This window comes from Streptomyces durbertensis (genome assembly GCF_014156695.1).
GTDB classification, from domain to species: domain Bacteria; phylum Actinomycetota; class Actinomycetes; order Streptomycetales; family Streptomycetaceae; genus Streptomyces; species Streptomyces durbertensis.
This window is the reverse complement of sequence record NZ_WMLF01000647.1, coordinates 1-2,133: the sequence shown is the minus strand read 5'-3', so window position 1 is coordinate 2,133 and position 2,133 is coordinate 1. Positions and strand designations below refer to the sequence as shown.

Below are 2,133 nucleotides of genomic sequence, written 5' to 3'. Positions count from 1 at the left end.
CGGCCGGCCTCCGCCGACGGCGCCGGGCGGGTGGGGGGAGGGGCGTCGGTGACGTAACCGAGGCGCTTGTCCACGACGTTGAGCAGCGGTTCGCCCGCCGCCCACCGGTCGAAGTTCTCGACGAACTGCCGCGCGAGGTCGTCGCGCCAACCGATCGTGTCGCCGCTCATGTGCGGGGAGACCAGCAGGCCGGGCACCCGCCACAGCGGGCTGTCGGCGGGCAGCGGCTCCTCCTCCAGCACGTCGAGCGCGGCGCCGGCGAGCCGCCCCGCCTCCAGGGCGGCGACCAGGTCGTCGGTGACGACGTGCCGGCCGCGGCCGATGTTCACGAAGTGCGCGCCGGGTTTCATCCGGCCGAAGGCGGCGGCGTCGAACAGTCCCTCGGTGGCCGGGGTGAGCGGGGCGGCGCACACCACCCAGTCGGCCGAGGGAAGCAGCTTGGCGAGATCATCGGAGGCGCGGACGGTTCCGAATTCCGGGTCGCCGGCCCGCTCGCGACGGCCCACAAGCTCCACCGTGACACCCAGTGCCATAAGCGTGCGGCCGATCGCGCGGCCGATCGGACCGGAACCGATCACCAACGCGCGCGTTCCGGCGACCCGCTTTGTCTCCCGGTGCCGCCAGGCGCGCTCCCGTTGGAATTCCCAGGTGCGGTGAAAATCCTTGGCCATTGCTAGTACAAGCCCGGCTACATATTCCGCGATCGGCTGGTCGAAGACGCCGCGCGCATTGGTGATCACCACGTCCGAGGCGGCCAACTCCGGCAGCAGGCGGTCCACGCCCGCGCTGGCCGTGTGCACCCAGCCGGGGCGGTGGCCGTCACCCGGCCAGGCGTGCCGCACCGCGTCGGAGGTGAAGTCCCACACCAGCAGCACGTCGGCCGCCGGCAGGCGGGAGGCCAGCGACGACGCGTCGGCGTAGCCGACCTCGGCCCGCCCGGACAGCGCGGTCAGGTCGGGTCGGGGACTGTCGTCGAGCACCAGCACACGCGGCGGGCGCGTCCCGGTCGGCCTCGGCGGATCTGTCGGTGTCATCAACGGGAAACCATTTCGCAACGAGGGCGGGTTTGACTGGGCGGAGAAAACGGGTCCGGCGGTCGGGTGCTCGGGATTGACCACGGTAGGGATCGGAAACTACCTTCGTCAACAAAGGCATCTGTCCCGGCGTCCCGGCTTCTGTCCGGTTCTTTTCCCTCTTCGGCCAAGGCCGTTCCAGGCTTTACGCCCGTGCGGCCGGAGGCCTCCCTGCGTGTGTCCTTAGGGGCTCGTTATGGATGTCTCGTTCCTCGGCGGCCCGGCGCCGCAACGCGGCGTCGGGATCGTCGCGCCCTTCGACTTCGCCCTGGACCGCGAGCTTTGGCGGTGGGTGCCGGACGACGTCTCCCTCCATCTGACCCGGACCCCGTTCGTCCCGGTGGAGGTCAGCCTGGACCTGGCCCGGCTGGTCAGCGAGCACGAGACGCTGCGCGAGGCGGTGCAGGCGCTGACCGCCGTACGCCCCGAGGTGTTCGCGTACGCCTGCACGTCGGGCTCGTTTGTCGCCGGCCGGGCGGGCGAACACGCCATGGCGCTGGCCATGACGCAGGCGGGGGAGAGCCCGGCGGTCACCACCTCCGGCGCGCTGCTGGACGCGCTGGCCGAGTTGGGCGCGCGGCGTGTCGCCGTTGTCACCCCCTACACGAAGTCGGTCACCGACTCGCTGGAGGACTTCCTCGCCGAGGCCGGGGTGCAGGTCACCGGCCGCAGCTACCTGGGGCTGACCCGGCACATCTGGCGGGTGCCCTACCGGGACGTGGTCGCCATGGCCAGGGAGGCCGTCGCCGACGCGCCGGACGCCCTGTTCATCAGCTGCACCAACCTGCCCACCTACGACGTCATCCCGCAGCTGGAGGCCGAGTTGCGGATGCCGGTCGTCTCGGCGAACCAGGTCACGATGTGGTCCGCGCTGAGCCGGATCGGCAAGACGGCGGTGGGCCCCTACCAGGCGCTCCTCGACCCGGTGGCGCGAAGAGGCCCCGCCTCGCTGGCGTCGCTGCCGCAGCCCGCCGGGCCCCCGGCCGAGCCGGCCCCGCCGGAGCCCAAGGCGCTCGCCGGCAGCGGCCTGCCGCCCGGCGACGCCGACCCGGCGGAGACC

General features: G+C 72.4%; 2 protein-coding genes. One reads left to right on the top strand and one right to left on the bottom strand.

Annotated elements, in window-relative coordinates:
* The coding region (locus tag GL263_RS25475; RefSeq protein ID WP_182858099.1) for a D-2-hydroxyacid dehydrogenase at window positions 1–1,034 on the bottom strand (1,034 nt) is incomplete at its 3' end.
* A 235-nt stretch (window positions 1,035–1,269) separates the two neighbouring features.
* Here GL263_RS25475 and GL263_RS25470 point away from each other — a divergent pair.
* Window positions 1,270–2,133, top strand: an 864-nt coding sequence (locus tag GL263_RS25470) for a maleate cis-trans isomerase family protein (RefSeq protein WP_182858098.1), incomplete at its 3' end; no start/stop codon positions are given.